The 24,393-nt window shown below is 41.6% G+C and carries 18 protein-coding genes and 1 other annotated feature; of the genes, 4 read left to right on the top strand and 14 right to left on the bottom strand.

Features of this window, described 5'->3' with window-relative positions; genetic code table 11:
• Positions 1-7 precede the first annotated feature (7 nt).
• Genes ACQKFO_RS00435 through ACQKFO_RS00420 form a run of 4 tightly spaced genes read right to left on the bottom strand, consistent with a single transcriptional unit; the run spans position 8 to position 5,067 of the window.
• Complete coding sequence (locus ACQKFO_RS00435) at positions 8-1,669, bottom strand: GspE/PulE family protein (RefSeq protein ID WP_427596406.1); 1,662 nt, start codon at positions 1,667-1,669, stop codon at positions 8-10.
• A 21-nt stretch (positions 1,670-1,690) separates the two neighbouring features.
• Positions 1,691-3,064 carry a G5 domain-containing protein gene (locus ACQKFO_RS00430; protein ID WP_427596405.1) on the bottom strand — a complete coding sequence of 458 codons (1,374 nt, stop codon included), beginning with the start codon at positions 3,062-3,064 and terminating at the stop codon, positions 1,691-1,693.
• Between the two features lie 22 nt (positions 3,065-3,086).
• Complete coding sequence (locus tag ACQKFO_RS00425; RefSeq protein ID WP_427596404.1) at positions 3,087-3,824, bottom strand: PRC-barrel domain-containing protein; 738 nt, start codon at positions 3,822-3,824, stop codon at positions 3,087-3,089.
• Positions 3,825-3,834: 10 nt separating this feature from the next.
• Positions 3,835-5,067 (bottom strand): hypothetical protein, encoded by a 1,233-nt coding sequence (locus ACQKFO_RS00420; RefSeq protein WP_427596403.1) that lies wholly within the window; start codon positions 5,065-5,067, stop codon positions 3,835-3,837.
• A 114-nt stretch (positions 5,068-5,181) separates the two neighbouring features.
• On the opposite strand from ACQKFO_RS00420, the gene ACQKFO_RS00415 reads away from it, so the two are divergent.
• From ACQKFO_RS00415 to ACQKFO_RS00405, 3 genes are read left to right on the top strand one after another with little or no spacing between them, the layout of a single operon-like run.
• Positions 5,182-5,712, top strand: a complete 531-nt coding sequence (locus ACQKFO_RS00415; RefSeq protein WP_427596402.1) for a type IV pilus modification PilV family protein — start codon at positions 5,182-5,184, stop codon at positions 5,710-5,712.
• The gene (locus ACQKFO_RS00410; protein ID WP_427596401.1) at positions 5,654-6,241 is read left to right on the top strand and encodes a hypothetical protein; all 588 of its coding nucleotides are present in this window, start codon (positions 5,654-5,656) and stop codon (positions 6,239-6,241) included. Before ACQKFO_RS00415 ends, ACQKFO_RS00410 begins: the two co-directional genes overlap by 59 nt.
• Before the next feature lie 15 nt (positions 6,242-6,256).
• Complete coding sequence (locus ACQKFO_RS00405) at positions 6,257-8,140, top strand: hypothetical protein (RefSeq protein WP_427596400.1); 1,884 nt, start codon at positions 6,257-6,259, stop codon at positions 8,138-8,140.
• Positions 8,141-8,178: 38 nt separating this feature from the next.
• On the opposite strand, the gene ACQKFO_RS00400 is transcribed toward ACQKFO_RS00405, so the two are convergent.
• From ACQKFO_RS00400 to ACQKFO_RS00385, 4 genes are all read right to left on the bottom strand, one after another.
• Positions 8,179-11,070 (bottom strand): vWA domain-containing protein, encoded by a 2,892-nt coding sequence (locus tag ACQKFO_RS00400; RefSeq protein WP_427596399.1) that lies wholly within the window; start codon positions 11,068-11,070, stop codon positions 8,179-8,181.
• 120 nt (positions 11,071-11,190) lie between these two features.
• Positions 11,191-12,903: a sensor domain-containing diguanylate cyclase gene (locus ACQKFO_RS00395; RefSeq protein WP_427596398.1), complete on the bottom strand. Its 1,713-nt coding sequence runs from the start codon at positions 12,901-12,903 to the stop codon at positions 11,191-11,193.
• Positions 12,904-13,015: 112 nt separating this feature from the next.
• Positions 13,016-14,320, bottom strand: coding sequence for a bifunctional folylpolyglutamate synthase/dihydrofolate synthase (locus ACQKFO_RS00390; protein ID WP_427596397.1), 1,305 nt, complete (start codon positions 14,318-14,320; stop codon positions 13,016-13,018).
• A 141-nt stretch (positions 14,321-14,461) separates the two neighbouring features.
• Positions 14,462-17,113: a valine--tRNA ligase gene (locus tag ACQKFO_RS00385; protein ID WP_427596396.1), complete on the bottom strand. Its 2,652-nt coding sequence runs from the start codon at positions 17,111-17,113 to the stop codon at positions 14,462-14,464.
• 69 nt (positions 17,114-17,182) lie between these two features.
• Positions 17,183-17,409, bottom strand: a binding site (T-box leader).
• A 163-nt stretch (positions 17,410-17,572) separates the two neighbouring features.
• On the opposite strand from ACQKFO_RS00385, the gene ACQKFO_RS00380 reads away from it, so the two are divergent.
• The gene (locus tag ACQKFO_RS00380; RefSeq protein WP_044339496.1) at positions 17,573-17,761 is read left to right on the top strand and encodes a hypothetical protein; all 189 of its coding nucleotides are present in this window, start codon (positions 17,573-17,575) and stop codon (positions 17,759-17,761) included.
• Positions 17,762-17,798: 37 nt separating this feature from the next.
• On the opposite strand, the gene ysxE is transcribed toward ACQKFO_RS00380, so the two are convergent.
• The 6 genes from ysxE to hemC form a co-directional block, all read right to left on the bottom strand.
• Complete coding sequence (ysxE, locus tag ACQKFO_RS00375; RefSeq protein ID WP_427596395.1) at positions 17,799-18,827, bottom strand: spore coat protein YsxE; 1,029 nt, start codon at positions 18,825-18,827, stop codon at positions 17,799-17,801.
• Positions 18,828-18,958: 131 nt separating this feature from the next.
• Positions 18,959-20,176, bottom strand: coding sequence for a stage VI sporulation protein D (gene spoVID, locus ACQKFO_RS00370; protein ID WP_427596394.1), 1,218 nt, complete (start codon positions 20,174-20,176; stop codon positions 18,959-18,961).
• Positions 20,177-20,312: 136 nt separating this feature from the next.
• Entirely contained in the window at positions 20,313-21,605 is a 1,293-nt protein-coding gene (gene hemL, locus ACQKFO_RS00365) for a glutamate-1-semialdehyde 2,1-aminomutase (RefSeq protein WP_427596393.1), read from the bottom strand.
• A gap of 55 nt (positions 21,606-21,660) precedes the next feature.
• Complete coding sequence (gene hemB, locus ACQKFO_RS00360) at positions 21,661-22,635, bottom strand: porphobilinogen synthase (RefSeq protein WP_427596392.1); 975 nt, start codon at positions 22,633-22,635, stop codon at positions 21,661-21,663.
• A 27-nt stretch (positions 22,636-22,662) separates the two neighbouring features.
• Entirely contained in the window at positions 22,663-23,454 is a 792-nt protein-coding gene (locus tag ACQKFO_RS00355; RefSeq protein ID WP_427596391.1) for a uroporphyrinogen-III synthase, read from the bottom strand.
• Positions 23,454-24,386: a hydroxymethylbilane synthase gene (gene hemC / locus ACQKFO_RS00350; protein ID WP_427596390.1), complete on the bottom strand. Its 933-nt coding sequence runs from the start codon at positions 24,384-24,386 to the stop codon at positions 23,454-23,456. The genes ACQKFO_RS00355 and hemC overlap by 1 nt, the downstream gene beginning before the upstream one ends.
• Between the last annotated feature and the right edge of the window lie 7 nt (positions 24,387-24,393).

The following is a 24,393-nucleotide window of genomic DNA, read 5'->3' as shown; positions in this document are numbered from 1 at the left end:
CATTCACCTACTCTGAAATTGCTACTCTTAATACTTCTTCGGTCGTGGTCATGCCCTGCTTCACTTTCAGCAAGCCGTCATCGATTAAGAAGATGGTTTTATTCCGCACGGCATGCTCCCTTAACTTGGAGAAGGGTTCGTTGTTCAGAATGACCTTCTTCATTTCATCATTCATGACGAGGACCTCATGAATGGCAATCCTGCCTTTGTATCCTGTCATATTACAGGAGGAGCAACCCTTCCCCCTCGTGATGGTCTCGATTTTCATTCCCCTTTTGGCGAATATTTCAATCTCCCGCTTGGTAGCCGCCATCTCTTGTTTACAATCACGGCAAACTTTCCTGATCAAGCGTTGAGCCACGACCCCGCTTAGTGATGAGGCAACCAAAAAGGGTTCTACACCCATATCCAATAGTCTCGTTACCGTACTGATTGAATCATTGGTATGGATCGTACTCAACACTAGATGCCCGGTTAAGGAAGCCCGAATGGAGACTTCAACGGTCTCCCTGTCCCGAATCTCCCCGACCATGATGATATTCGGATCCTGACGCAAAATGGCACGCAGCCCTTTCGCAAAGGTCAAACCGACATTCTGATTCACACCGATCTGGTTGATTCCCTCCAACTGATACTCAACAGGATCTTCTATCGTAATGATGTTCACTTCTTCACTGTTTAGGTGATTCAAGGCAGCATATAAAGTAGATGACTTCCCTGAACCGGTTGGTCCCGTGATGAGTACAATCCCTGTCGGCTGTTGGATCATCTTCATGAACCTCTGTTGATTCACCTTGTTGAATCCAAGCTTTGTCAGGTCATTCAGACTCGAACCTAAATCCAGAATCCTCAACACTATTTTCTCTCCATAGACAGTCGGTAAAGTCGACACACGCAGATCGATGGGATGAAAGTCGATATTCACCTTGATCCGCCCGTCCTGAGGCACCCTGAATTCGGTTATGTCGAGATTCCCCATGATTTTAAGCCTGGCAATCAACATACTTTGCATGTGCTTCGGGAGATTCCTTTCGTTTCTAAGAATGCCGTCCACCCGGTAACGTATGACGACTTTGGTTTCCTGCGGATCAATATGTATATCACTCGCTTTTTGGGTCACCGCATTCGAAAGGATTCCGTTCACTAATCGTACGATGGGTGAATCGGAATCCACCACCGTATCTTCTTCTACTCTATTTTGATCCCTATGTTCCTGGAAAAGGTCTTCAAATCCATCCTCTAAGTCATAAAACTTATTGATGACTTTCAGGATATCATCCTTGGTCGCAATCGCTGTCTCGATTTGAAAGCCTGTAGCCAAACGCAGATCCTCGATTGCGTAAAAGTCCAAAGGGTCACTCATCGCGACGAAAAGCCTGTCCCCCTCTTTTTTGAGTGGGATCATCAGGTTCCGCTTAGCCGATTCTTTAGGAATCAAGTGGAATAAGTTCGTTTCAAAGGGGTATCTGTATAGGCTGACATGGGGAATCCCCAATTGGAATTCCAATACTTCAATCAACTGCTGCTCCGTAATATATCCTCTTTGAAGCAGGGCATCCCCCAGCTTCTGTCCCTTCGCCTTATCTTTCAGGGTATCTTGTAACTGGGATTCGGATATGATCCCTGCTTCAACGAGCAGGTCTCCAAGCCTCTTTCTAATCGTGGTCACCTTATCACCCGCTTTTACGACTTATTTAATATCTTTTTTCTTTGGTTTTGCTCCATCGTCTGATGGACTTGAAGAATCTTGATCGGCAGTGTCTTCACTTTCCTTCTCTGGAAGACTGCTCTCGTTACCTTCATCGTCCATTGAGGAAGTTTCATCCTTTTCCCCATCATTCGATTCTTCATTCGTCGATTCTTCCCCATTCTCCCCGGTTAGTACATTATCAAATGTCTCTCTAGGGGCTTCCTGTAATTCCTGCAACGGATAAACCGCAATCTTATGTTGTGGGGCATAAAAATCTTCATTGATCAGTTCTTCTGAAAGGATCTCACCTGAAGAGCTCAGTTTTTGCTTATAAACCCGTATCAGGATACCATCTTTCCCTTCTTGTTGGATATCGACGCTTCCTTTTTCAACAAAAGGGCTAAACTGTTTAATCACTCGTGGAGGGAACGTTTCCTTTTCCGACAAACGGACATTATATGAGTTTGGAAAAGGGATCCCTTGCAATTGAGCCTTGATTCTATTCTCTTGGATGGCAAGCTTCAGCTCATAACCGGTTGAATTAGGGTTGGTGATGACAAAATCCTGATTATTCATCGGATTGAATTTCGCCTCAAAGCCTAGTGTCACATAGTCCGGAAGCAGCTTGCTTATATTTCGTTCTATGATAGAAAAGTTGGAATATAAGCTGATCTGATAGAGTAACGATGCAACTGGACTTAAATCAGCCTGTGATTCAACTACAAATCCTTCAGTTTCCAGAAAATCCGAAAATGAAAATTGGGAATTGGGTGCAATGGGAATGGAGGGATAATTGTCTATAAAGCTCTTGATTGTTGGTGTAACCTCTAATTCATTCGACACGGCCTCATTTAGGACTTGTGGAGATTCATTGTTTGCTGCATAATCGTATATCTCTACTCTCTCTTCTTTATGAAGACTACCAGCCAAGGAGAGGACATACTCTCTTAAAGAAGGAAGGTTTATGTTTTCCCCCTTATAGTCAGCGAAATGATTTGAAAGAAACGCATCGAAGGCGTTTTCATCAATCGTCACAATTAAACTTGTATTTTCATCATCAGCAAGTTTCTCTATGCTTTCTTCCAAATGAAATTGAAAGAGAGATACATCGATTTTTGCACTTTCTCCATTGAAATCCAGCAGTAGGTTTTGATTTTGCTTCCATTCCTCTACTTTCTCATCCAGTATCTTCATTGCTTCCTCTTTGTTTGCTCCACCCAGATTAATAGATGCAACCGCTGCATGTTTCGATAGATTGAGTGACTTAACAAAGAACGTTTCATATGCAAAGACGCCTAAATGAGAAAACCCATATAGAAAAAATGTGGATAAGAACAAAACGGTCATCAGTTTAACAAATAGACCTTTTTTCACACTAGGCGCTCCTTCCCGACTCCTACTTAATATTCATCGTTAAATCAACAAAAACAGATGGACCAGCTTCCTGAGCAGCCTTAATATCAGCTTCCGTTAGAGATGAACCTTTGGCAATCAATAGATTACCCTCTAAATTATATATATCTTCAATCACACTTTTTCCTGTAAGTAATTGAGTCTGTTTCGTTTTAATTGTCTCTAGGCCATGTTGTTGCGTTTGTAAAATTTCAGTCTCTTCTTTGAACACAGGCTCAGGGCTTACAAGTTGATCAAGTGATCCTTTAAAATATTCTGCAGCGTCTTCGTTCACAATGATGATATCTTTCCCAAATGTCAGAACATGTTCCGTCCCAAGGAAAAACGTGCTGTCTTGGGCATTTAACTCTAAGGAAACGATAGCCCCGGTTTCATCATCCACATAAAACTCTTGAATGTTCCCGATCATTTGGCCTTTACGGGTCATCACGCGGGTATCGTTGATTTTAATTTTTTTATTCACGAGCTGGTTCGCAATCGGGATTTCATTTAAGTCGATCACTGCATTCTCATTTTCGACAGTGACGGCATACTCCCCTATACCAACTACCTTTTTGAACGGGATCGCCTTCACACTGACCTGCCAATCTTCATGCTCGATGGTCAGGAAATCAACCGAGCCCTTTTCCGGATTGATTACAAGGGATTTGACCCTCCCTATTTCACTTCCATCGAAAATATTTATGATTGGTAAAGCTTTCATTTCTGCACTCTTTTTCATATCATCTCACCTATTCTGTCATTTTAATTTCGTTTAACTCTTTCCATGCAAACTCATTTGTTTGTTCGATATCCATTTTAATGTACGGATACTCTATGAATCTCTTAGCAATCCCGTCAGTAAACATGTGTAAGTCTTCATATTGCCCTGTTGAAATGTAATGATCCATTAATATCCTTGCAAATGTATAGTAATCTTGATCATGTAAACTTGGATGCAAGTAATGCTTAATCATGTTCTCCATCTGATGGGAGGATAAAATGCTCTTCGAGAGTGTGATTTGTTCAATCATGGTCTTCATAACCTCTCTCATGATCCTGGACCTTTTAGGAAATGCATGTACGTGAAGATCTTCTTCACTGATATCATCAACAATACTACCTTGGGTTCCCTCAGATATTTCAGCTTTCTCATCTTCTACAAAATCATCAACCGAAGCATCTTCCAATTCATCTTTAGAAGCTAGTAAGCCCTCTAAATCTTCTATAGCTTCCGAATCATCATCAAATGCTTCCTTCATTTCTTCCTTTTCATTCTCAAGGGTCTCGTCAGGTTCATTTATTAATCTCTCAATCTCACTTAAAACGATATCTGAAGACTCATTTTCTTCTTCCGTTTCATTCATTTTTCCAATATCTTCGTATTCATTGGCATTCTCAATGAACCATTCACTTTCATCGTCATCGACCTTTATCGATTCTGTTTCAACAGTAGGGATTATCTCTTTGATTTCCGAAGCTTGCAATGGTTCATCTTGTCCTATAAAGACATCTTTTTCAGAATTTTCTTCAACGTCCACTTCGATTTCATTGAGATCATCCATTTCAATTGGAGCTATTTCCACTTTAACCTGGGCGGTACCCACTGTATCCTCTATCAACTCCAATTTTTCTTCCTCAGCCTCTGTTTCACCCTTTTTATTATGTAAATGATCCTTCAATCCCTTATGATCATGGACTATTTGCACAGATTCTTCTTCCAAATCCGTATCAGTGCCTGCAGTCAGGACCATAAGACCACTGAATCGTTGTTCAATCATATAAGAAGATAGGCCTAACAAAATCATTAGCATGATGCCGATCATCCAAATTGAATATTGTGTTGATGCGACTAATCCAAGTAGCGTTAACCCGAATGCAATGCCAGCAATGAGTAGTTTCCCTTTTACACTGATGCCTATTGGAATAAAATATAAAATAGGGAGCAACAGAATGAGTGCCAGCAACGAAAATAGGTATATCATCTTACATACATCTCCTCCCTGTGATATATTTCTTATAAATCAGACTTTTTTTTACAAGTTTCGACTACTAGATATTGTATAATAAAGTCATGTATTTTGAAAGCAGGTGTTTGGTTGAAATTACTAAAAATATATAAAAATAATAGAGGCTTCACTTTAATTGAACTTTTGGTTTCAATCACAATCCTGGGGATCGTCCTTCTTAGTTTCATGAATTTTTTCCTTCAATCCAGTACATATACGAATGGTAATCAAAAGAAGACCGTGGGGGTCAATGTAGCCAGGAATGTTTTAATGTTTATGGAAAAACAAGACTTCCTTGAGACCAGGGACTTTTTCTATGAAGTGAATACTGGAAGCAAGTCCCCAAAAGATGAATATCTCAAATTATTCATTTGCGGCGATGAATATCAAACCTTCTCTAACCTCTCTACTGAAACAGAAATGATTGATTCCTGTCCAGGCAAGAAATATATACATATAAACGGGTTAGAATACGAGACTGAAATTTATTCCGGGGAAGTCACGAACCTTGATGAATTAGATTACTATATTCCTATTACAATCGAAGTTAGGTGGAATATCAATGATAGAGAATACAGTACGACTGTTGATGGAAAAGTTAAAAGCGAGGATATTCGATAATAGAGGCATTACACTGGTTGAGTTATTACTTACCATATCCATATCGGCCATCCTGTTACCAGTTACGTATGGAGCAATGATTACCGGCTATAAGATTTATGAGAAAGTTTCGATTGATGCTCAATTGAGAGAAGACGCAGATTATGTTTCTGCAATGGTAATGAAGAATCTATATTCATACCCCTTCGATACAATTGAGGAGTGTGTGCCATCCTCTTCTACTTGTGTAAAGTTTATAAATGGCAGTGAAATATCTGTAGCGCCCTATTCTGGTAAGTCCTTCTACAGGGTAGAGGCTGAAGAGATTGTGAATGATGAACAAATTCTGCAATTAGTTCAAGTTGGGGAGAAAAAACAATGGAGCTTTAATGGGGCAATCATAACTACACCTTCTGATTTTTCGGGATCCGTCATCACTTCTACCTGCACATCTAAACCGTGCAATGAAGCAATCATACAGCTATCGTATAAAGTGTCACATCCGAATTTCGATAAAACCCTTAGTTTAGAGAGCAGCTTCGGATTTTAGAAGGGAGAAAACAGCTTGTTAATAACCAATCAAAAAGGAAATGCCTTACTTACCGTATTAATTACATCTCTTGTTATGGTGACGATCGGTATGGCTATCATAAGTTCAACGATAGGTGGAGCGAAACGAACCGAAGTCAGAGAGACCGACATTGACATTACATATGAAGGGCTAAAGGCAGCTGAAGAAATTTCATCCAAGCTTGTCTATCAATTGCAACCAGCAAGGGAGTTAGACATCAGCAAATTGACACCAGCGAATATAAATACGAAACTTGCAAACTTTTTTCAAGCTTCCATTCTTCCATCCTATCAGTCTCTTGATAGAATAAAATGTATCACAATCATTGATGTGAGCGGGACCAGTGCCATAAACCTGCTGGGTGACCACTGCACCAAATCCAATATTCCTGATTTCAAAACCTTTGAGCTTGACTACATTGGGACCAACCTTACGAGAGTATATGAAATCCTTATTCAAACTAAAAACCCTTCTTCTGAACAAGGGAAAATCGAAAAGACCGTTCGAAAAAGGATCATTTTATCACCCGTCCCAAGCTTCCTTAAGTATACTCTAGGCTCAAGGGATCAGCTTCAATTGAATGGATCTCCACATCTGGTCGGTAACATTTATGCTAACTCTTTAGGCATAAGTAAAGAGGCTAACTACCAACTTTCTAATAAACAGGAGAAAACACACTCAGCACCATTTCCCTCCGTTATGGGGGACTTGTATACAAGCTATAATAAAGCGAATTATGAACATATGAAAAGCTTGATAACTTCTAATCAGTTCTATCCGCTAATCGAACCTCCCAAAGTAAAACAGGATAGTCAATTTACCGATATCTCTTTTAATCAAACATACGAAGAAGAGGTTGGCAAAGTATTGGAATCTCTTGATCTACCAATGAGAAATAACATTACGCAAACAAATTTAACGAACTCAATCAGAATGGCTCTTCTTTCAAATTCCTTCTCTCCTGCTCTTGTAAAAGATGGGATCTTGGATGAGAACTCCCAGGGTAAGGTTAAAGTGAGTGGAAATATTACTATAAGAAGGCTAAAAGGTTCAGTGGAGGAACTGCTTGTTGATGGTGATGTTAATATTATCGCAAATTCTCCAATGAATATCGGGAATATTATTTCCACTGGTAATGTGACAATTTCTAATTTAGATAGAGAAATGACCATTGATAATATCGTGGCAGCAGGAAGAGTATCCATAGAGGCAAATTCACCCGTAATGCTCCAGGAGAATATAGTTAGTTTTGATCATATCTCTTTTCAATCACAAAATTCCACTTCCGTCATATCGGGAAATGTATTTTCAGGCAGGAATCTAACCATCCTCGGCGATGCCAATGACCCATCCGGTGAGAATGATGAAATCAAGTTTGATTCCGTCATTTACGCAAGGGGAAAAACAAGTATTTCTAACTTGAATATAACCGGGAAAGAGAGTGAAGACGGCACAAATAATACAGGAGAATTAATTTTACTCTCTAAAGGAGAGTTACTGTTAACAAGAATGAATGAATTTCAGTATTATGAAAATGAGAGTGAACAGAATGAATTCCGTTTGCTGCCGGACCCAGCTGAGAGCATCAAGCCGTTACAAGCTTTTTTCTACACTGACAGTGACGCTACCCTTTATGGAGTTGGTTCATTATTTTATGTTAACGGCGGAGTCTTCTCAAAAGGCAACCTTACAGTGAATGCTGTTCGTGGGGAGGTAAACAATATCGATGATGCAAATCAGGACTTCCCCTCTAATCAACAAGAGAAATTGTCAAGATTCATCGTAAACTATAACAAAGATGTCCTTCTTTCAAAGCTGGATACTTTACCAAAGGTTGAAGCACTCTCATTGATCAGTGATGAGATAATAGTTGAATGAAAGAAAGGGAGGTCCATTATCAAGGACCTCCCTTTTTATCACCATCTTCCATCGATATTGCCATCTCCGGTCTCCGGATTTTCGGTTTCATCTTCTCCTGCAACGACTTCGAAAATCGCAATTGCATTTATATCAGGATTTTCTTCTGAAGTAACCTTTATGGTCGTCACCCCTGCATTTTCAGGTATGACCTTCCAAACTCCATTTTCTTGCACGATGTCTACAACCTTATTACCTGTATCTACAACGTTCTTTATGTTTTTATTGGTTGCATTTTCAGGATTGAATACTAAATTAGAGTGTATATCGAATGAGTTACCTTTTAGCAATAAGGTGTACTTCGATTTTGTGAAGTCCATGCTTTTCAAATTTACAATCTTTGACTTAACAATGACTCGAATCAACTTTTTGTACTTCCCATTCTTGGTTTGAACCTCCACTAAATCTTCGCCGGGAAATAATCCTGTCATGCGGTTCTCTTTGGTGGAATTGACTTGACTGTAAGAGGAGTTGATCATTCCGTCATCTCCTTGCAGAACCTTCACATTATAATTATTGTTCGGTTTTCCAAACGGGAAGATATCGATATTGAATGACTGAGTTTCTCCTACATATAATTCAATTAGTGAAGGTACACGTATTAAATCGTCACCCTCGATCCAAATGGTTTTTTCAATGATGTAATCCTCGATTGCAAAACCACCAACGGCTTTTACCCGGATTTCATTCTTCCCGAAACGTTCAATGGTTTTCGTATCTCCCAACTCAAATTCTGTCCATTCTCCAGTAGTTTCTTCTTCATTTAGAAGTTGATAGTTGTAAGAAACATCCCTTCCTGGAATACCGTTGGAGAGATAGAACTCCACTTCATTCGATACGGAAGAACCATTATCTAAAATATTATCAGTGATAGGGTCTTTAACAATTAATTCAGGAACGAATGGTAAAACAGCCGTTGCTCCATTTCTGTAGATAATAGTTAGCTGAGTGGATTCACTCTTCAATGATTGTACTGGAATAATCGGGTATCGGTCATCCATTCCAGCTTCCAGTGATGCTACAACACTTTCCGTTTGCCCCTGTATTCTTACCTTCTTGATCGTACCGTTTGAATAACCATCAAATGCAAATTCTTTTCCATTTTGCAGCTGGCGTGTCCTTACTTTCGCACTGATTTCGTTATTATTCGGGCTTAGATTGCTACTTACTTTGTTCCCGTATCTTGAATCGACATAATAGACTTTCGCCTGTGGCATTTTAACATTATTTATTGCCCAGACGGCGTTCATCGTTATGGGTATCTCAAGTGTAGGTTTAGTAAAAGCACCGTTTTCAAACATCATTTTTTGTTTAACCCTGATCATGGCAATTTGTTGCCCATTAATATTCTGGATTGTTACACCAGAACTTTCTTTAACATTGATACCATCAGGTAAGGGTTGGTGTATAATGATCTCACTTAAATCACCTTTTGCTTTTGGATTTACCAACCCGCCAAAATCCAGTTTGAACAGTCCGGTGAAAGTATTCGTTTCTCTTCCATCCTCAATAATTAAATTGAACAGATCTTGATTGATTCTATTAAAGTCTACCCTTCCTGTTACCGATGCAGGTGCATCATCTTTCACTTCAATCGTCACCGACTTTTTATCACTTGAACGGAAGTCTCTTTCTTCTGCCGTTTTAAACTGTACTTTTAAATCCTTAAACGTATAGGATCCCTTGTTAGAGAATTCCACAGGAAGTGATACTGTAATCGGAGTCGGTACGCCCTGTCCTACTTCATATACTGTGGAAAATGGCAGATACACTGTATTATTAATCACTTTGTATTGATTTTGGTCAACTGTCACATTCTCAGGCAACTGTACGACAATTTCACCATCCAATTTAACGGAATTTAATTTATTGGCCAATTTTTCAAATGCATCGGAGACACTTCCTTCACTTGCTTTGATGAAGCTGCCCGACGTTTGTTGTGCCAGCATTTCGAGATAACGATCGTCCAGATCTCCTTCTCCATAACCTAAGGTATGCATCGTGATTTTATCGTTGTATATTTCCTGGGATACTTCGAGTCCTTTTTGTTTGATCAAAGCTTGCATTTGCTGACTATTCGTTTCCAACTCACCCGGATTGTACCAACCTGCATTAAATGACGTACCATCCATAGTAAATGACGGAATGTATAAAGACTTCAATTTACTATTATCATGGGCATATATTTTATGCATCCATCGATTGTAACTGTATCTATTTTGAAAGTCATATACCAGTTGTTGATCACTCTCGACAACACTTGTTTCACCGCAAAAAAACCAAACTGGCTTCGTACATACTTCTTTTTTCACTTTTTCAATCGCCGTCGCAATCATCGGCTGTCCATCAGTTAAGAAGACAATGTACTTTTCATTCTTGGAATCTTTCAGCATATTCTTCGCTGCACGCAAGGGGTCTGTATAATTGGTGCCTCCATAAGCGGTGGTATGTAACATGGAAGTTTTAATGGCATCGAGGTCATTACTTAATGGAAGTATCGTTTCTATATCTGAAGAAAACGTAATAAGAGAGAACCGGTCATTACTTTGTTTGTTCTTCTCAAAGAATTGTACGGCATTGGTCAATCCATCCTTTGCACTTTGCATTTTATCCCTGGTGCTATTCATCGATCCTGATTTATCAAAGACAAAAACGACGTCTATAGGAGGTCGATTCGTTTCTTTCACCTCTCCTATTGGATTGATATGAAAGTCTAATGATGCTTTGGCATTACTATCCACAGGTTTTACAATTACTTCTTGGGACGGGGTAACATTGAAGTCTACTCTTAAATTTGAAGCTCCCTTGGCATAGGTGTTTGTCGAATGTAAATTAAATGCCAGAAAAAGGATGAAAAGTAATAGTAGTGAAATCTTTCCCTGAATTCTCATAATATCCCTCATTTGGTATCCTATAATGCTTTTATTATATCAATCTTCAAACTATTATAATAGGACTAAATACTCAAAACATAGAAAAAAGATGTCTATTGTCGAATAGACACCTTTTGACTATTTCACATACTGGGCCACCCGATTCCGCCCGGCCTGTTTCGCCCCGGTATAAAGGGCCCGGTCCGCATGGCGGATGAGTGCCAGGGTATCTTCAGCATCTTCAGGTGCGGTTGAAACTCCGATGCTTGCAGTGATCCGGACCATCATCTGTTTGTTGGATTCATCCAGGCTGTCATGGAGGGTGAATGGTTTGCTGGCTATCGCACTCCTGACATACTCAGCCAGACTGAGCGCTTCATCCCGTTTTGTATCCGGCAGAAGGATAACAAATTCCTCCCCTCCATACCTCGCAACCGTTCCCCTGGTATCGATAAGGGTGCTAAGGCGGTCTGCAAGTTCAATCAGGATTTCGTTACCGCTCTGGTGACCATAGTTATCGTTGATGACCTTAAAATGATCAAGGTCGAGCATGATGAGGGATAGACTTTTCCTTTTCCCAACATCTAGATGACTGAATTCCAGGGTCAGGAGATCTTCAAAGTAGCGGTAATTATATAGTCCTGTCAGGGCACACCGCTCACTGTTTTTCTTCGTTCGTTCATGATGCCTTGCATTTGCGATCGCCACTCCGAAATAGGAGCATAAAATATCGACGATCATCAATTGATATTTTTCATAGGCCTTCTTTTTGGAAGAAGCCAAGAGAAGGATCCCTCTTACCTTTTGACTTCTTACAATGGGAACGCATAAAACGCTCTCCACTCCATCAGGCATGTATCCCTCAGCGATGCCTGTCCATTCAGACCGTGAAGTATAGAGGACGGACTTCCCTGTTTCCCACACTACACCGCTGATCCCCTGGCTTTTCTTTAATGGACGCAGGTTATTTGACTTCATTTCTCCATTTTCAACACGTCTTAACAGGACAAGTTCTTCTTCCTGGCAGTCGAGAATATAGGCATATTCAACCGGCAGAGTCTCTATGATCTTCTCTATGAATATATCGAGCACTTCATTTACTTTAAGGCTTTCCGTTAACTGGTGACCGATTTCACCCGCTTTTTGAAGATATTCATTGATCTTTTCAGAAGAGTTATACATCTTCAAGATGATCGATAAGCTCACAAAAGGGATACCGATCAATAAAGAAGCGAAGGCTCCCAGTTCAAAGGTTAAATAATAGAGTGATAAAGAAAGGGGGAACATGATCATGTTTGCTGTAAAATCCCATACAAAATCCTTACTGTAAAATCGGACATCACTATTTACTACATAGTGTTGATAGAGCAGAAGCAATATCTGGTTAACCATGATCGATACGATTTGATAACTCAGAATAGGCAGGATCAATTGACTGATATCCCTTAATCCGACTTCTCCGCCGAATAGAAAATAAACAAGCCCACTGACTAATGAAACGATGAAGAACATAACTGAATTCAAAGGGATTCTATGCCAATCATTTTTGGTCAATTGTAGCCGGATGAGTAATGGAATAATAGAAAACTGCATGAGGATGATCTCAACAAATAATCCATACTTTATAAACCCTACAAGGGTCACCCACTGGATGAAGAAGATGGTCGCACCATTTATCACGATGGGCATAAGCGGGATAAAAGTAGCGAAAGCCACCAGGGTTAATAGCTCTAACTCATTTCCTGCAATATTCTCAGGAGGATAGTATTGATATGTAATGTACAAACCAGCGGGTACAACGGCCAGCCAGGACAGAAATATGTACAGCTTCTTTTTTACTGATAACGTCATATCTATCCTCCATAGGTCCACGATTAATTTAATATAGTCCGATCATACTATACTAGTTAAATAGTCACAAGTTTAAGAATATTTTATCAAAGCAGTCCAATAAAGTCACTTATTATTTTCTGTAATTTTCCAATTGGTCCATTAGAAATGGTTTTACTTCGGATAAAAAGTATAGTGATCCTGTTATTAACAGGACATCTTCTTCTTTCATGCTTTGTATTTTTTCAGTAAGGTAATCTCTCCAGTGGTGAACTTTCTTCTTGTTGGAATGGGAGGATAATTCATAAAGCTCTTCAACTGACGCGACTCGTGGAAAGTCAAAGGTCGTAAATCCAATTGCGTCCACCGCTTCTTCCAATTGAGTAATCATCGGTTTCAGCTCTTTGTCGTGCAGGGCGGAAAAAAGAACCGTTACTCTTTTATGATTAAAGCGGTCCTTTATGGTTTTCATCAAGGCTTGTACCCCTTCAGGATTATGGGCACCGTCAATATAAATCCCGGGATTGTATGATAGAGCCTCCATTCTGCCTGGCCATGAAGCCTTTTTCAGCCCCGCTTTAATATAGCTTCTTGCTATTTTATGCTTTTCACCAAGAAGTTCTATCACTTTAATGGCTATCGCTGCATTATTGATTTGATGTGCACCGATCATGGAAAGCTCATAGGTTTCATTTTGGACTGGAGACGTGTATTGGAACTTCTCACCTCTTTCGAGTATGGCTTGCCGTTCCACAGAAAAATCCTCTCCAAGTTCGAACAGGTCACTATTCATTTCCAGCGCTTTCTTTCTTATCACTTCAGCCGCTTCTTTCTGGTGAACCCCTGATATGACAGGAACAGAACGTTTGATGATGCCAGCTTTCTCAAAGGCAATGTCTTCTAAACTGCTTCCCAGAAATTGCATGTGATCCAGTCCGATGCTTGTGATCACTGAAATCATCGGTGTGATGACATTCGTCGAATCAAGCCTTCCTCCAAGTCCAACCTCATAAAGGACAAGGTCTACCGTTTGCATTTCGGCAAAATAGTAAAAACTCATGGCTGTTATGACTTCAAATTCAGAGGGGGTTCCCCATTCAGAATGCTCCATGCTTTCGGCAACGGGCTTTATTTTCTCCACAAGAAGAGTTAAATCTTCATCTGATACAGGCTCTCCATTGATGCTGATCCTCTCATTGAACCTCTCAAAATAGGGTGAAGTAAATGTGCCTACTGAATACCCTGATTCCTGTAATATATTTCGTAAATAGGTGACAGTCGAACCCTTCCCGTTTGTACCCCCGATATGAACGGTTTTAAGCTTTACATGTGGATTCCCAAGCTTCTCTAGTAAGTACTGCATTCTCTCCAGACCCGGCTTGATTCCAAGTCTGAGTCTTGAGTGTATCCATCCAACGGCCTCTTCATAGGTTAACAATTTCAGTCACTCCCCTAGGTTTCATTAGAAAGAGGGCTCAGATCAGGGCAGATTGCCGGTGAGAAAAACCTTCATGCATCCCCTCAACCTTAACAATCAGACCCGATTCTAAAGCCCTCTTTTTATCCTCTGTTCAAAAGATTATAGTGATTTAAGCTCTTCGATTCTTGCTTTAACAGTCGCTTGTTTCTCTAAATAATCTTTTTCTTTTGCTTTTTCCTCATCCACTACATTTTGAGGCGCCTTGCTCACAAATTTTTCGTTGTTTAATTTGCCTTGAACGCGGGAAACTTCTTTCGTCCACTTCTCCAGTTCTTTTTGAAGACGGGCAATTTCTTCTTCGATGTTGATTAATCCTTCTAGTGGAAGGAATAAGTCTACACCTGTTACAACCGCCGTCATCGCTTTATCTGGAGTTTCTAAATCTGTACCCATTTCAAGCTTCTCTGGATTACAGAATTTTTCAATATACGCTTTGTTCTTCTCGATGATCGTCAGGGTGTGTGCATCTTTTGCCTTCAGCATCAAGTTGATCTGCTTGCTCATCGGAGTGTTTACCTCAGCACGTACATTACGTACAGCACGAATGATGTCAACGAGCAGCTTCATCTCTTCTGCTGCCGCTTCGTCTGTAAGTTCATCTTGAACCGTCGGCCATGCAGCTACAGTAATGGATTCGCCTTGATGCGGCAAGTTCTGCCATATTTCCTCGGTAATAAACGGCATGAATGGGTGTAAAAGTCTCATTGTGTTGTCGAGTACATGGGCCAGAATCGAACGGGTCGTTTTCTTAGCCGCTTCATCCTCTCCATATAGAGGCAATTTCGCCATTTCAATATACCAATCACAGAAATCATCCCAGATGAAGTTGTAAAGAACGCGTCCCACTTCACCAAATTCATATCGATCGGCTAATCGTGTCACGGTCTCGATCGTTTCATTTAAACGGGTAAGAATCCATTTATCCGCAACTGATTTTTCACCGGAAAGATCGATTTCGTCATACGTCATTCCGTCCATGTTCATAAGGGCGAAGCGTGATGCATTCCAAATCTTATTCGCAAAGTTCCAAACAGATTCTACTTTCTCAAAGGAGAATCGTAAATCCTGCCCCGGGGAGCTGCCTGTAGACAGGAAGTAGCGAAGGGAATCGGCACCGTACTTTTCGATGACATCCATCGGATCTACACCATTGCCTAATGACTTACTCATCTTGCGTCCATCTGCATCCCGAACAAGACCGTGAATCAGTACGTCTTTAAATGGTCGCTCCCCTGTGAATTCCAGTCCTTGGAAAATCATGCGCGATACCCAGAAGCCGATAATGTCATAGCCGGTCACAAGTGTATTCGTTGGATAATAGCGTTTAAAATCTTCCGCATCCAGATCAGGCCAGCCCATCGTTGAAAACGGCCATAGAGCTGAACTGAACCAAGTATCCAGTACATCCTCTTCTTGTGTCCAGTTTTCGATGTCTTCCGGTGCATCGTTGTTTACATAGATTTCGCCTGTTTCTTTATGATACCAGGCCGGGATGCGATGTCCCCACCAAAGCTGACGGGAAATACACCAGTCACGCGTGTTTTCCATCCAGCGCAGGTAAGACGTCTCAAAGCGGTCAGGTACAAAGTTGACTTTGTTCTCTTCCTGCTGAAGTTTAACCGCTTCTTCTGCCAGAGGATCCATCTTAACGAACCACTGAGTCGAAAGATAAGGCTCAACCACTGCTCCACTTCTTTCTGAGTGACCGACTGAATGCATGTGCTCTTCAATTCTGAATAGAACTCCCGCTTCTTGCAGGTCCTTTACAATTTCTTTGCGGCACTTAAAGCGATCCATGCCTTGGTATTTATCCGCCTTGTCATTCATCGTTCCGTCTTCGTTCATCACAAGAACGCGTTCTAAGTTGTGACGATTACCGATTTCGAAGTCATTCGGATCGTGAGCAGGCGTTATTTTCACTGCACCGGAACCGAATTCCATATCAACGTAGTCATCTCCTACAATCGGAATTTCCCGTCCTACAATTGGAAGGGTAACGGTTTTGCCGATTAAATGTTTGTAGCGATCATCTTCCGGGTGAACCGCAACGGCCGTATCACCAAGCATCGTTTCTGGACGTGTTGTGGCAATTTCTATGTGACCACTTCCATCAGCCAACGGATATCTCATATGATAGAATGCACCTTGTACATCCAGATGAATAACCTCAATGTCTGAGAGGGCCGTTTTCGTTGCCGGGTCCCAGTTGATGATGTATTCACCACGGTAAATCAGGCCTTTGTTATAAAGGTCTACAAATACCTTTTGTACAGCTTCCGATAAGCCTTCGTCCAGCGTGAAACGCTCACGGCTATAATCCAGGCCTAATCCAACCTTAGACCATTGCTGACGGATATGCTCAGCATATTCTTCTTTCCATTTCCATGTTTCTTCTACGAACTTTTCACGGCCTAAGTCATAGCGTGAAATGCCTTGATTGCGAAGTTTTTCATCCACTTTCGCCTGTGTCGCAATCCCGGCATGGTCCATACCCGGCAGCCATAATACATCGTATCCCTGCATACGCTTCATTCTAGTCAGGATATCTTGCAGTGTAGTGTCCCAAGCATGACCAAGATGAAGTTTTCCTGTTACGTTCGGAGGAGGAATGACAATTGTGTATGGCTCCTTCTCCTTATCACTTTTGGCTTCGAAATATTTACCTTCCAGCCACCATTTGTATCGGCCCTGCTCAATGGCATTTGGATCATATTTTGTCGGCATAGATAATTGCTGATCTTGAGTTTCCATTTGTTTTCCTCCTATAGTAGTGCGAATCACTACACTTTTCTAAAAAAATAAAAAAATCCCCCGTCCTGTGAAAAGGACGAAGGATTCCATTCGCGGTACCACCTTTTTTCTCAGGAGAAATAAGCCTCCTGAACTCTCGACGATCATAACGGCTTTTAACCGGCTTCTACTACTGAAATTCATAGAAACAGCTCTTCAGGCGACCTTCCATTGTCTTAACGTAGAAAATCTCTCAGCTAACGATTTTCCTCTCTGAAAGTAAGGATCAATGTACTCTTCCTGTTCATTGCTTTTAAGTATTATTTATTTACTCATTATAGTATCGGAAAAGATAAACTTTCGTCAATCATTATCGCCAATTTTTCATAAAAATATTCATTTCGCCTACTCAGGCACCATTCTTTTTCTCATTTCATAGAATAAAGTAGTGAATATACCCAGGAAAGTGAGTGGACGAATATGAAGAAGATCAATCAATACACCATGCAGAAATGGATGGGGAACGCCCGGTTAATATGTAAACAATTCATCATACCCTTTACCATCTTTCAAGGTGTCCGGACCATTTTGCTTCCCACCACTTTTGATGTCCTTCTATTAACTCTGTTTATCGGTATCGGCCTTGCCATTTATTTTGATTGGATTTAATGGACTGACGAAAAGTGGACTTCGCCAGTCCTTTTTTTTATTCTGCCTCGGCCTCCTGCTCCTGCTTCTTTTTTTCCATTTCATCTAAACGCATGACCACATATTCCGTGTTTTTCAGAAGCCAGTAATGCCGTTGCAGTTTCTTAAGGGATTTCCGTTCATTCCGTTTGTCCTTCACTGTATGAAAATACTTTTCCACCACGGCGATGACAGAGCTTGGATAAGCTAAATAGCTCATGAACAGGAGCCGCTCCTCATTACGGACGGTAAAATGCTGAAAATACGTGGTGAGCCACTCGATACATTCCTCATAATACTTAGGATAGGTTTTCAATGTTCTGGACAAAAACGGCAGCAGGTCATGGAACGGTGATGCCATCTTTGAGTTCTCAAAGTTGTGAAAATACCCCATGCCTCTTTCGTCGAATAAAAAATGCTCCGTCGATACCTTTCCATGTGTAATGACCGTTCTGACCTTCTCAAGATCCTTTGTATCCTCATACCATTCATCCAGCATTTTCCGGGAAAATTTCAGAGCTTGGGAAGCGTCCTTATAGTACATACAAAAATGGAATTGAAAAGGAGACATATATGTTGTCCTTTCACATGCTTCCACATACTCATCGAGAAACTGCTGTTCTTTATCCCACCTGGATGTCAGCTGCTCATAATGAGATTCTCTCTCTTCTTTATCAATCTTTACTTCTTGAGAGGAGAGAGTATGAAGCCTTGCCAATTCCCGGAACATTTTCTGATGCTTTTCAAATTGATCTTCCCTTTCCTGGTTTAAGAGCCAGGGCATCACATAATATAACTGCCCATCATTCCACACTGCATAGCGCCCATCCAATGTCGGATAGATCGGAACAATCCGGTTATAGCCCCTTTGAAACAACATTTGTACATTCCTGACAAAATCAACTCCAGTTTGGGCAGGCAGCTGCTTCACAGCAAGTGTCCCTTTATTGGAGAATACTTTGGAAATCTTCCCGTAATTCTCAACAAAATGGGGTTCGACACCATAAGGTTGTAAGACAGGCTTTAATCCCTCCAGCGTTTGTACCATACCTCTCACCTTCTAAGATTACTTTTCTAAAAAAAAACGGACTAACTCCAATGAATTTGGTGTCAGCCCCGCAGTTTCTTCTTTATTGCAATTGCGCTCTACCCAGATGGGAGCGACTTTGCTATATGCCTTTAACCCTTGAAGACAAATTCGCTTTTCGGAATATATAGAACCTGCCCTACATAAACGTCTTGATTGGCTTCAAGTTGATTGACCCTCAATAGCTGAGGAATGGTTAGATCATACTTTTCTGCGATATAATCCAGCGTCTCTCCCTCTTGAACAATGCATACCCTTAATGTCGCACCCCTTTCCTCTTCTTTTCTCGCAAAGAAATCGGTAAGGGAGATGCTCTCATATTTCTTTTTACCTTTTGTCTTTTTCTTTTCATCCTTCTCTTCACCGCTATCTTCCATTTCTGCTTCCACTGCGGATGATGAAGAGGACTCTTCCTCCTCCTCCTGGTGTTTATATTTAGGAGGCGGTGTGTAGGCAGCCTTTGGTGCAGCCGGCTGTTCTTCAGATGACTCGCTCAGTTCATGTTGTGGCATTTCAAACACGTTTTCTTTTCGGTAATAATTTTCCTCATAGGTATGGGCAGGGTGAGCATCGTATTGAATCTGTACGGGTATCTCATCGTCTTCTTCAGATGGCGGTGTCCGTCCTTCCAGATTAAACGGCTGGTACTCGTCGTCTTCAGTATCCTCTTCTTCCTCCTGCTCTTCAACGTTTGCCGTTAAATCCTCGACGTCGTAGTTCTCATACTCGTATACTTCTTCTCTTTCTTCTTGTTCTTCTTCTGTCTCTACATCTTCCTCTGTTGTATCCACTTCTACTTCAGCAACTGCACTCGAACGGTAAAGCGGCTCATAATCTTCCTCTCTGCTGAATTCAGCTTCAAGAGGAGTATGCGTCTGCTGTTCTCCATAGATTCCTGTAATCGTTAAATCGGCATTCAATTTTAGACAGGCATTCTCAGGAACCATGTAGTCGAAAGACTCAACGAACACATCGATATCGCCCAGATTGGCAATTCTATTTTTCGGGATCGTCACATCGACCGGGAAACGGTGAACAAATTCATACTCACCTTTTTCCCTCTTTTCAACTATTTGGACAAACTTACCTCCCGTTTCAAACTCATCCTCTTCATCGTCCCTCGGTGAGGTTGGTAAATATTCACCGGATAGATCAAGGCTTCCTCTGATAAGTACATACTGCTCTTGCTCTTGTATCGTTATATGAGGATCTAAGGAGATAGATAGCAATTCTTCAACTTCCTGTCCTTTTTTAAACCAAATTGATTCTTCCAAGGAAAATCGCAAACACGATTGTTGTTCTTGTGACAAAGAAATTCCTCCTTTCAGGTTCCAAACAAAGAAATAGTAAACAATGCCATTATCACTTTATGAACCGAAAAGGAGGAATATGATAGGAAAACGAATATAAATAGCCGATCCCCATAAAAAGGATCGGCTACCATCATTACTTCTTACTAATCTTTTCAAACGCTTTTTCCGCTGCTTCGAGGGTCTTTTCAATATCATCATCTGTGTGTGCTGTCGATAAGAATAGTCCTTCGAATTGGGAAGGTGGTAAGAATACACCTTCATGGGCCATTTCACGATAGTAATCGGCAAACATCTCTAAATCTGATGATTTCGCACCTTCGTAGTTGGTTACTTCTTCATTCGTGAAGAAGATCCCGATCATGGAACCGGCACGATTGATTCTATGAGGGATGTTATGCTTTTCTGCCGCTTTCTTTAAGCCCTCTTCCAACAGGTCTGCTTTCCGTGCGAACTCTGTGTACGTTTCAGGTGTCAGCTGGCTCAGGGTTTCGTATCCTGCCGTCATGGCCAACGGATTTCCGGATAGGGTTCCGGCTTGATAAATCGGACCGCTTGGAGCGATTCTTTCCATGATTTCAGCTTTACCGCCGTATGCACCTACAGGCAGGCCTCCACCAATGACTTTACCTAAACAAGTTAAGTCCGGGGTTACATTGTAGTAGCCTTGGGCACATCCGTATCCGACGCGGAATCCAGTCATGACTTCATCAAATATCAGCAGAGAACCATGATTTTCCGTTATTTCACGAAGGCCCTCAAGGAAGCCGGGCTGAGGAGGAACGACACCCATATTGCCGGCAACAGGTTCTACGATCACGCCCGCGATGTCATCACCGAATTGTTCAAAGGCATAACGGATGCTTTCCAAGTCATTATAAGGTACCGTAATCGTATTCTTTGCCACGCCTTCAGGTACACCAGGGCTGTCCGGCAACCCAAGAGTCGCAACGCCTGATCCTGCCTTGATTAATAAGGAGTCTCCATGACCGTGGTAGCAGCCTTCGAACTTGATGATTTTATTGCGTCCAGTGTATCCACGCGCAAGACGCAGGGCACTCATCGTCGCCTCCGTACCTGAGGACACCATACGGACCACTTCGATACTAGGAACTCTTTCAATGACTAGTTCGGCAAGTTTGTTTTCAATCTCTGTAGGGGCTCCGAAGCTTGTCCCGTTTTCCGCTACTTTTTTGATGGACTCCACCACGCGGTCATTGCTGTGACCGAGAATGAGTGGTCCCCACGATAGAACATAGTCAATATATTCATTTCCATCGATATCGTAAATTTTGGCACCTTTTCCTCTTTCCATGAAAATAGGATCCATCTTTACTGATTTGAATGCCCGTACAGGACTATTAACTCCGCCAGGCATCAGTTTTACTGCTTCTTTAAACGCTTGCTTCGATTTCTCATATGAGCGCATTCCGGTTTCCTCCTTTAGTGATCTTTCAGTCATCCTTACAGGAACTTTCCACCAATTAGGATAACCAATTCGCTACATCTTTTGCGAAATACGTAATAATAAGATCTGCACCCGCACGTTTCATGCTTGTCAGTTTTTCCATTACGATTTCCTGTTCGTTTACCCAGCCGTTTTGAGCCGCTGCTTTCACCATGCTGTATTCCCCACTCACGTTATAAGCGACAACCGGTGCATTAAAGCGGTCTTTCACTTCCCGCATGATATCTAAATAGGAAAGGGCAGGTTTGACAATTAAGAAGTCTGCGCCTTCTTCTATATCCGATTGTGCTTCTCTTAACGCTTCGAGGCGATTGGCAGGATCCATCTGATACGTTCTGCGATCTCCGAATTGCGGTGTAGAGTGTGCTGCATCTCGGAATGGTCCATAGAAGCTTGAGGAATACTTAACGGCATATGACATGATCGGCACATCATGATAGCCGGCCTCGTCCAATCCGTGACGGATCGCTGCAACGAATCCATCCATCATATTGGAAGGAGCAATGATGTCAGCTCCTGCTTCAACCTGGCTGACCGCCGTTTTTGCTAAAAGATCAAGCGTGGGATCATTCAGCACTTTTCCATCTTTTACGATTCCACAATGTCCGTGGCTCGTATATTGACATAAACAAGTATCGGCAATGACGACCAGCTCAGGATAATGTTCCTTCACAAATCGGGTTGCTCTTTGGACGATTCCGTGGTCATGATACGCTTGTGTTCCTGCCTCATCTTTTTCAGCCGGAACACCGAATAAAATGATGGATTTGATACCTAAGGAAACCATTTCATCCATTTCCGCTTTTAAGTTATCCAGGGAAATGTGAAAAACCCCCGGCATGGAAGGAACAACATTCTTAATATTTTCCCCTTCCACTACAAATAGTGGATAAATTAAATCTTCTTTTCTTAAATGAGTTTCCCTTACTAACGCACGCATATGATCTGATTGACGCAGGCGGCGGTGACGGTTAAATTGCAGATCTTTCATGTGTAGACCTCCTAAGTAAATAAAGCTTTATTTTGATGATCTATTCGTGATAAATTCTTTCATTTCGTTTACCATTTCATTTACAGTATAAATGCCCGGACAGATTTTTACATATAATCCGTACTTTTCAGCCGTATTTTTTGTAATGGGACCAATGCAGGCAATGGGTATGTCCCTAATATTATCATAGAGGTTGTACTGATCGACCACCTTCATAAAATGATGGACCGTTGATGAGCTGGTAAACGTAATGATATCAGGTATCTCTTCTTCAATGACGTCCTTCAACTGACCGATGCACCCTTGTGGAAGGACGGTTTCATAGACGATCCATTCCCGACAGGACACCCCTGCAGTGGCCAGCTCTGAAGCAATGACGTTTCTTGCCAGGTTCCCTTTTGGGATCAGGACGTCGCCTGAAGGCTTCACTTTCGAAATGAATTCGTCTGCAAAGGCATCCCCTGTAAAATGCTCAGGCACGAAGGAAACAGGTATTCCATATATCCTGCAATAGTGTTCTGTTTTACTTCCGACTGCAGCAAACTTCCCGGAAAAAGAAGATAAATCGAGCTGTAATCGTTTCAATGCTTGAAGAAAGAACTTTACTCCATTTTTGCTGGTGAAAATAATCCATTCGTACGTATGTATGGTTGAGTGAAGATTCGTTTCCCACTCATCTTCATGAGGTTGAAAATGAAGGAGCGGCACCACAATCGGAACCCCTCCCACGTCTTCGATGAGGGAAGCCGTTTCACTGGATCCCTCACTTCCGCGAGTAATCAAAACCTTTATGTTTTCTAAAGGCCCTTTACCCTTCATTATTGATCTAGCTCCTCTTTCACCTGATCAATCAAAGCCTTGGCTCCCAGGTCTGTTAAGCTTTCAGCGACTTTTTCCCCTACTTGCTGAGGATCTTGACCCATCATGTATTCTTTATAAATCGTTTTCCCATCAGGTGAAGCTACAAGTCCCGTTAAAGCTACGTCCCCATTGTCTTTCAGCTCAGCAAACCCTGCAATCGGCACCTGACATCCGCCTTCCATTTTATGAAGGAAAGCTCTTTCTGCCGTGACGGTCTCAGTCGTCTCTTCACATGCAAATTTCTGAAGGAGCTCCAACAGCTCAGAATCATCTTCCCTGCATTCAATGGATAACGCACCTTGCCCGACTGCAGGCAGGCAAAGGTCTGGATCAAGGAATTCCGTTACAACATCTGATGTCCAGCCCATACGTGATAACCCTGCCGCTGCAAGGATGATCGCGTCGTAATCTTCATTTTTAAGCTTCGATAAGCGAGTATCGATATTTCCACGGATCCATTTGATTTCAAGATCTGGACGAACGGATAAAATTTGTGCCCCTCTGCGCAGACTGCTCGTTCCTATGATGGCACCGCCAGGTAAGTCTTTAAGCGCCACATGATTTTTACTGATGAACGCATCACGGTGATCCTCGCGAATCGGGATACATCCTATGGTCAATCCTTCAGGTAAGACCGCAGGCATGTCTTTCATACTGTGAACGGCCATATCGATCTCTTTATCCATCATCGCTTGTTCAATTTCTTTTACAAACAAGCCTTTTCCGCCGACTTTTGACAGGGTGACATCAAGGATTTGGTCCCCTTTTGTTACGATTTCCTTCACTTCGAATTCGTAAGAGGGATCCAGTGCTTTCAACTGATTGATCACCCAATTCGTTTGTGTCAGTGCTAATTTACTTCGTCTCGATCCAACAATGATTTTTCTCATAATGACC

Origin of the sequence: Rossellomorea sp. NPDC071047 (assembly GCF_050270195.1) — a bacterium.
Taxonomy (GTDB): Bacteria; Bacillota; Bacilli; order Bacillales; family Bacillaceae_B; genus Rossellomorea.
This window is presented reverse-complemented; position numbering and strand designations above follow the sequence as displayed.

Coding starts and splice junctions, on each gene's coding strand:
- ACQKFO_RS00420 (WP_427596403.1), bottom strand. CDS start 5,067: ATGATATACCTATTTTCGTTGCTGGCACTCATTCTGTTGCTCCCTATT.
- ysxE (WP_427596395.1), bottom strand. CDS start 18,827: ATGGTACAAACGCTGGAGGGATTAAAGCCTGTCTTACAACCTTATGGT.
- ACQKFO_RS00355 (WP_427596391.1), bottom strand. CDS start 23,454: ATGAAGGGTAAAGGGCCTTTAGAAAACATAAAGGTTTTGATTACTCGC.
- hemL (WP_427596393.1), bottom strand. CDS start 21,605: ATGCGCTCATATGAGAAATCGAAGCAAGCGTTTAAAGAAGCAGTAAAA.
- ACQKFO_RS00395 (WP_427596398.1), bottom strand. CDS start 12,903: ATGACGTTATCAGTAAAAAAGAAGCTGTACATATTTCTGTCCTGGCTG.
- ACQKFO_RS00380 (WP_044339496.1), top strand. CDS start 17,573: ATGAAGAAGATCAATCAATACACCATGCAGAAATGGATGGGGAACGCC.
- hemB (WP_427596392.1), bottom strand. CDS start 22,635: ATGAAAGATCTGCAATTTAACCGTCACCGCCGCCTGCGTCAATCAGAT.
- hemC (WP_427596390.1), bottom strand. CDS start 24,386: ATGAGAAAAATCATTGTTGGATCGAGACGAAGTAAATTAGCACTGACA.
- ACQKFO_RS00385 (WP_427596396.1), bottom strand. CDS start 17,113: ATGGAAACTCAAGATCAGCAATTATCTATGCCGACAAAATATGATCCA.
- ACQKFO_RS00400 (WP_427596399.1), bottom strand. CDS start 11,070: ATGAGAATTCAGGGAAAGATTTCACTACTATTACTTTTCATCCTTTTT.
- ACQKFO_RS00410 (WP_427596401.1), top strand. CDS start 5,654: ATGATAGAGAATACAGTACGACTGTTGATGGAAAAGTTAAAAGCGAGG.
- ACQKFO_RS00425 (WP_427596404.1), bottom strand. CDS start 3,824: ATGAAAAAGAGTGCAGAAATGAAAGCTTTACCAATCATAAATATTTTC.